We start from the raw sequence: 7,408 nt of genomic DNA on the forward strand, positions 1-7,408 counted from the left end.
TTTCTGACTCTGCGGAGCTACCCGTCGCGCGTCGCCGTACCCACACCAGCCGCCGCAACTGCACAGACCCCGGGTTGACCAAGCTGAGTCGGTGCTGGCCGCTGGCCCCGGCTGGAGGTCAAATGCGAGCGGCTCGTCGCACGCTGTGACGCGGATCGGTGGCCAGCAGCTCCAGCACGGACCGCACGTCGTCTGGCGAGCTCGCGGACGCACGGGCTGCTGCTGCCAGGGTTCGACGTACCCGGAAATCGTTGTCGTGAGCAAGACGTACGGCCGTATTCCGATGGTGCCTCGGTCTGCGCATGCACAGGACCGCGCTGGCCTCGCGGACGGTGGAGTCACTGTGTGTGGACAGTAGGTCGACGTCCACGTGCAGGGTGGTCTCCCCCGGAAGTCGCCCGAACACCAACGCTGCCGCCCGCACCTCGGCCGGGTCGTCGCTGCGGAGCAGACTTACGGCTTGCTCCGCGACCCAGCCGTGGTCTTCGTCGGTTGCCGCGGCCGCTCCAGCGAGTTGGAGTCCGTGCCCGCGCAGGGAGGCCGACCCCAGGCTGATCTTGAAGAAGCTGAGAGGGTGTGCTTCGCCGGTGAGTTCGTCGTGAGCGCTTCCATCGCGGTCGCCTGCGACGAAGCTCTTGCTGGCCAGGAACACGGCACGCTTGGCTGGACCGCTCTGCTCCATCACCAGATTTCGCAGCGCCGTCAGAGCGTCCTGCCTCGTCGAAGCGGTCTCCCGGTTGTCCTTGGCGATCGTCTCCAGTTTGGTGAGGCAGGCCTGCTGGTCCTCGATAGCGAGGCTGCAGACCAGATAGGAGTCGGTGACCATGGCCGTACCGAATTCGGTTCGGTGCGGATCGGGCGCGGGTCGACTCAAAATTCGATCACGTGCCTGCTCTGCCCGCGCTCGCGCCGACAGATGCGCCGGATCGAGCTCGTGGCGAATGACGCTTGCGAGGTAGTGACCGCGCGCGTCCAGTCCACATGCCCGGACGCGGAGCTCGATTCGTTGCTCGTCCGTCAGTGCAATGCATTCGCTCGGCGGCCAATGGGTGGCGGCGTCAGTTCGTCCTGCTCCCAGCGAACGCAGGACGCGGTCGTCCAGCATGATCTCCACAGCTTTCTCCACCCCGAGATCCGCAAGGTCGATAAGCCGTGACAGCGCTCTCATCGCTACGCCCGGGTGAGCCAACGCGATCTCAAGACAAGCGGTGGCGTGCTCGGCATCCGTGTATCGGTAGTGGTTCGGCTCGCGAGGTACGTCTGGAGACAGCAGGTTGAGCAGGGCGTGGGCTTGTCTTGGTGTGCCCCGTCCGGCGAGGGCACAGGCGGTCTTCGTAGCCTGCGTCGTGAGTGCGAAGGTCGGTGACTCCGTTAGCTCCCCGCGCCGGCCGCAGGAGGCGATTTCGGTGAGTTCCTCCAGGAGCACCGCGGCCGAATCGTCGTCGACCAGGTCCACTTGGGCCGAGACGAGGACAGCACGGGCGCGTAGCTCCCACCATGGCCCTTGGCCGAGGGTCTGTACGGCGAGGAGTCGGTCCCCGACTGTAACGGCCAGTTCCTTCACCTTCGCCGTGTCACCTGCCCGCTGGTAGTACGCCGCGGCGAGAGCCGGCTCGGAGTTCTCCGCGTAACGATCACCGAGGAACGAGAGGGCCTCGCATTCGTCCGCCCAACTCCCGGTCACCACACTCTCGATAAGCCACCTCCGACCCGCGTGCACGGCTCCGACGGGTTGGTTGGCCACCAGAGCGGACATCGCCTGTTCCCGAGGGTCACGCACGCGGTCGAGCAGACGAGCCGTCCCGGTCCCACGAAGAGCCTGCGCGAGTCGATGCTCCTCGTCGATCTCCGTGGTCAGAGGGCCGTACTGAACATTGAGAGCACGAATGGCGTAGAGCCAGTCGGCGGCTTCCTCCGCCATTCCGGCCAGAATGGCGTCGGAAACCGCCTCGCGCCAGCATTCCAGCGCCTCCTCAGCCCGTGCTCCGAGGGCCAGACGCCGGGCCTCACGCGCATTGATCAATGCCCGGTAACGGCCTGAGACCCTACGGAGCCGGGCCGATCGCAGGAGCGCACGCCGCTCATCGGCGTCGTACTCGGCTCGCACGAGGCGCAGGCGAATCGCAATGCCGTCCCCGGCCTCCGTGGCGGCTCCTTCCCGGATCTGGTCCACAACACGACCGAGCAGTTCGTCCAGACTCTCGACCTGGTCGGGTTCGACGGCCAGCACGGCCTCCGCGAGGTTCAGGACGAGGAGCGGCCGGTAGTCCTCCTCCGGATGCTCCTCGTTGAGAACAGCGCGCAACCTCGAGAACTCTCCGAAGGGATGCCCGTCCTGCTGGATCGCCGCGTCGACCAGCCGCATGTGGCGCCGCACCGAGGAGGCCTGTGCCGGGTCCGCCTCGGCCGCCGCACCGGTCAACTCCTGCAGCAAGTGGCCGAGCCGCCTCGCCTCATACCGGTCTGCGTGGTGGAGTGCGGCCGCGGCCAAACGAGCGGCAAGCCCGGCCGCCTCTTCCCACCTCCCCGCTGCTCTGAGTGCGTCGAGCTGTCTCCTGCTCAGCACCGTGGCGTGACCCCGGAAACCGGCCTCGGTGAATCGAGAGGCCAAGCGCCCGTACAGCCGGGCGGCCTCAGCCGGCTCAACTGTCTGGTTCGTCTGGGCTTCCCGAAGAAGCGGCTTCACGTCGTCGGTGTTCAACGGGCCGAGGAGGATGCGGTCGGCCTGCTCCTGTCGGTCAGGATGAGGCGCTGGAACACCAGGAAGAGGTGCCCCCGTAGAGAACGCCGCCGCCGTTTCACGGGTCCAGAACCGAGCAACGACATCACCCTGATAGCGAAGGTGCTCATTGATCTGTTCGGCCCCCCAGAGATCCAGATCGAGATCTGGATGCTCCGTCTGAAGTGCCGCCAGTTCTTCCGCGACCTGTGTGGTCAGAGTCGAGGCGGAGGTTGCAACGATGATGCGATTGGCGCCGAATGGGCGCACCCCGTTGGCGAACAGCTCGACTGCCGCACGAAGATCGGCTGCGGTGAATCGCTGATAGTCCTTGCACTGGACGACTGTGTACTCGCCGTCGGGCTCGCGGCCCGCCAGATCGATGCCGTGCTGCGCCTGCCCCTGTACGCCGTAACGACGGAACCTGACCTCACGCAGACCGCGGGCACCCTGCACGACCGCCAGCAGAAGCTTCTCGAAGCGGTCCCACCCGATTCTCAGGTTGAGGTCCTCGCCTGGTGGCGTGTTGCCCGGAGTCCCGGGGGACGGTGGCGTCTGGAGGCTGGGGTCAGCGGAGATCCGGGCCCACTGCTCCATGACTGGTTCGGTCCCATGTTCGGTTTCTCTCATGTCTACCTCGCTCGGTACCTAGACGTTATTCATTACCAGCGTCCTATTTGTCGCGGGTCGGCCGCTCGGCAGATTGCCTGCTGGCTGATTGACCCACCAACTACCTGAGTGGCGCAATGATGCACGTCGGTCGCTGCTCGACAGCGTTAACCCAGGTTGGCGCGGAATGAACTGCCTTCCACGCCACCGCTCCTGCGGTGTCCGTTGTGGGCGTCTGGTCTTTGAAGTGGGCGGATTTGAGATAGCCAGGCGGATAGTCGACGTCCTCCCCGATCGGTTCGCGGTAGATGGCCACGAGGGAATCCAGGACTACGAAGCCGGGTGGAGTAGGCGCCCGCTGAGGCAAGTACCGGGCGAGGGCGGTGGTGAATGCCGAGTGTAGGACCGAGCGCATACCCTGGCCACGTTCGGAGCGGGGCCGGCTGTCGGCCCGCACTTTCATGTCGTACTGGTTGTACTCGGCGAACTCGACCGAGGGAACGGACCACGCGTCCAGCGTTCGCCGTAGGACGTCATCGAGGTTGGAGAGTGCCCCGGCGGGGATGTGGCTGGCGGGCCCGTGTGAGCGGACCGCGCCCGCCCCATGGAGCTTGGACCGTCGATCGTCCAGCTCCTCGATGCAGGCGTCGAGTTCGAGTTCTCGTTCGGCGGCTGAGCGGGCTGCCAGGAGGTCGTCCATGTGCATCCGCAGGGGTGCGAGGCGTTCCTCGGCCTTGGAGATCTCGTTGTCGAGTTCTCTGGCACGCAGGAGTAGGTCGCCCCTTCGCCCGATGAGCTCGCTCAGTTGGGTTCGCAGGTCGGTGATGGTCGAGAGAGGGTCGGTGAGGAGCGAGCTGGTCTTGGCGGCGTCGGCGTGGACTGCCGCGTGCAGTTGGGTCGTCTCCTGCTCTCCGTGGCCGTGGTGGTGGCGTTCGGGTTCGGCGCCGCAGAAGACGCAGGTGCCGACGCGGAAGTAGCCGAGGATGCTGTCGGCTTCGCTGACCATCGCGAGTCGGTCGAGGTCGGAGCGGTACTGCTGTCCCAGCAGTCCGAACCAACCTGGTGCGCAGGTCGTGGATCTCGGTCAGGCGGGACTCGACGACGGCGAGCTCTTGTGTGGCGTTCACGCTGGCTGCGACCGCGCCGACGTGGCGGTCGGTGCTTACTCGCAGGGATCGGGACTGGGCGTCGATGGTGGCCTGGATCCGCATCAGCCGTTCGCGTAGGTGGGAGGAGTCTTCTTGGGCCGTCAGCTTGGCGGAGAGCTCCAGGACGATTTGGTCGAGGAGCCCGATCTGGCCCTTGTGGACCTGGCGTTGGTCGGAGTTCGGCTCGGTGGCGGCCATCGGGCCGCCTTTGCCGGTCAGGAGGTACTTCATCACCGAGGCGGCAGCGGTCTTGCCGGAAGCCGCATTCGATCGCAGGACGGGGGAGAAGGGGCCGCCCATGCGGGTCTCGGTCACCAGGGACAGGTGCGCGAGGTCGACAAGGGACAGTCTGCAGGTGCCGCCGGCGTCGTTCTTGCGGACCTGAGTGTCGGCGTAGCCGAGTTCCCTAAAGAGCATGGCGGAGAGGCTGCGCGAGCTGCCCGAGCTGCCCGAGCGGTGGACCGCGGTCAGCTCCAGTTCGGCCCGTCGAGTGACCGGGTCGCACAGATCCGCGTAGTGGACGTGGACAGTGCCGGCGCCCGGTCGTCGGACCAGGGTGAGTGGCGGTCCTTCGGGCAGTTGCAGCCGGCAACATCTGGCTGTAGCTCTCGGCTTCGGGGATGAGCGGGAGACGGGCGTCGCCGAGCATGTACTCGATGGACTCGACGATGAAGGATTGGCTGGTTTCCGAAGCACTGTAGATGACCGTCAGCTAGGGGCCGAAGGCCACGCGGGTGGTGGGCTTTCGGGAGCCCGCGTAGGTGAGGTCGGTCAGTCGCAGTCAGTCACGGACCGATGAGGGTCGGAGGTGGTGGATCGCTATTGTCCGCCCCGGTGTCCACGCCGTCAGACATTTGCCCCAGCCCCCGAGTCTCGAACCTCCGTGATCATCTGATCACTTGGGGCCAAGCGATATCACCACCACCCCGATCGAGAGAAGAGTACGAACCAGGACTGACCGATCGTGGTTCCTAATTCGTGAGTAGTGATTCCAGTCGGCCCGGAGTGAGGGAGTCCGAATATCTCATGTGGGGGGTGTGTTTTGAGCTACATGGGTTCGGAAGGTTCCCAGCACAAGGTCATGTGGATGCGGCCCTCTGAAGATACGGACCGTCCTGGCGAAGCTGGACCACATGGCCTGTCTTACTAACGGCATCGGGCTGGACACGGCACTGTGGGCCTTACTGTTCCCGGGCGTGGTGGATCCGGATAATACCGGGCAAGGACGGCTGGGTTCAGTGTGCCGTGTCCTGCGACCCGGCGTGGAGATCGGAGAGCGCCTGCGTGGCCCGGTCGACGCCAGCAGCGATCGCCTGACGGAAGGCCAACTCGGCCCCGGCATGGTCTCCGGCCGCTCGGCGGATCTGCCCCAGGGCGAGGAGAGCTTCGGTGTGGCCCTTGGTGACCAGGGCGCGGAGCAGCAGTTCGGCGCCCTCCCGTTGCCCACGTGCCGCACGGACGCGGGCGAGCGTTTCTACGGTGTCGTAAGAGCGGTTCGCCAGCTCCTCGGCAGCCCGTCTCTGTCCGGCGAGTTCGAGAACCCGGACCAGGCCGTGGGCGGCATACGACTGGCCCTCGTGGAGTGCTCGTTGGTAGAGGCGACCGGCGCGGCGGAGGTCACCCTGCTTCTCCCGGAGGTCGGCAAGGTCGAGCAGGATCCAGGTCATGTTCAGGTTGTAGGCGTGCCAGTATAGCCCCGCGGCGGCGCGATGGTTGCCCTCCGAAGCGTGCTTCATCCCCAGTCCGCGCAACACCTTTGCCTCGCCGAGCTCAAGCGCGATCTTGGTGTACTCCTCGCTTCCCGCTCGGTCACCGTCATCGGCCAGAATCCAGGCCAGTTCCCGAGGAGCGTTCACGTCGCCTTCAACGTGGAGCGCGTGCTTGAGGACGGCGATAGCCCTCGGCTTCTCCTCCGGGGTCATGTACGTCCAGGCGAGTCCGGTGAATGCCTCAGTGTTGCCGGCTCGGAAGGCGCAGCTCGTTAGGGCGAGGGCCAGCCGATGTCGGCCCTTCTCGGCCAGCCAGCGGGCCTGGTACTCGATGCTGCGGGCACCGCCTGAGGCGAGGGCCTCGTTGTAGAGATTTAGTGCGGTCTGCCGATCGCCGCGCTCCCAGGCGATGGATGCGAGACCCACGGTGGCGTCCGTGTTCACGTCGGAGCTGACGGCCCGTTGGTACCATGCCCCGGCCTCGTCTAGGGCCCCGTCCTGTTCGAGGCGCCAGGCCAGTCGGACCTGTGCTCCAGCGTGCCCCGCCTCGGCTGCGAGGGCGTAGTAGGGGGCCGCGTCGAGCTCGTTGTGGCGCTGTTCGAGGTGCCAGGCTAGGGCGTTCAGTGCGTTACCGCCGTCGGTGTCGGCCGTTGAGCGGGCGAGGGACTCGGCATCAGAGATCCGGTCGCGGGCTGCGGCGGCGAGGGCTAGCGTCGATCGGTCGGAGGTGGCTGCATGCCGTTCTGCGGCGCGCCAGAAGGCGTCACCGGGGCAGTGGAGGTTTCGGGTGCGACGTGCATCGTGTTCGAGGAAGTCAGCGAGCCGGACCCGCAGCCCGTCGCCTCTCGTCCTGCGGACGGGTGACAGGGGTCCGCGCACACCTCGGCACGGCTCGGAGAGATAGTGGAGAGCTTTCGCGAACCAATCCTCCGGCGCGAGGTCGAGTTCGAGTTCGGTGAGGTAATCCGTGGCCGCGTCCTCCAGGAATCCTGCGACCAGTTCGAGACCGTGGCCAAAGCGGCGGGCGTCCATTGCGGCCTCGAGGACCGCGCGGGCAGTGGGGGAGGCGTTGGCATACCGCTCCTGGAGTGCGGGGCCGCCTGCCAGGTACTGGGTGATGTGGCGGGCTGAGGTTCCCCCGAGGTGCGGAAGGTCGCCGGAGATGGCCTGATGGGCCATGAGAAGGGAGCCTCTGCCATGGCTGCACCGATGAAATACCCGCC

General features: G+C 66.3%; 2 protein-coding genes and 1 pseudogene. All 3 read right to left on the reverse strand.

Annotation, left to right across the window (positions count from 1 at the left end; genetic code table 11):
- Positions 1-118: 118 nt before the first annotated feature.
- Positions 119-3,316, reverse strand: a complete 3,198-nt coding sequence (locus ACFWPT_RS34475; protein WP_380486635.1) for a restriction endonuclease — start codon at positions 3,314-3,316, stop codon at positions 119-121.
- Positions 3,317-3,449: 133 nt separating this feature from the next.
- The gene (locus tag ACFWPT_RS34480) at positions 3,450-4,334 is read right to left on the reverse strand and encodes a hypothetical protein (protein WP_380372019.1); all 885 of its coding nucleotides are present in this window, start codon (positions 4,332-4,334) and stop codon (positions 3,450-3,452) included.
- Positions 4,335-5,711: 1,377 nt separating this feature from the next.
- Positions 5,712-7,408: pseudogene (locus ACFWPT_RS34485) on the reverse strand (hypothetical protein); the annotation flags it as partial.

Origin of the sequence: Kitasatospora sp. NPDC058478, from assembly GCF_042720345.1 — a bacterium.
GTDB lineage: Bacteria > Actinomycetota > Actinomycetes > Streptomycetales > Streptomycetaceae > Kitasatospora.

Bases quoted from the DNA above. Each gene is read 5' to 3' on its own strand.
- ACFWPT_RS34475 (WP_380486635.1), bottom strand. From the start codon at position 3,316: ATGGAGCAGTGGGCCCGGATCTCCGCTGACCCCAGCCTCCAGACGCCA.
- ACFWPT_RS34480 (WP_380372019.1), bottom strand. From the start codon at position 4,334: ATGGTCAGCGAAGCCGACAGCATCCTCGGCTACTTCCGCGTCGGCACC.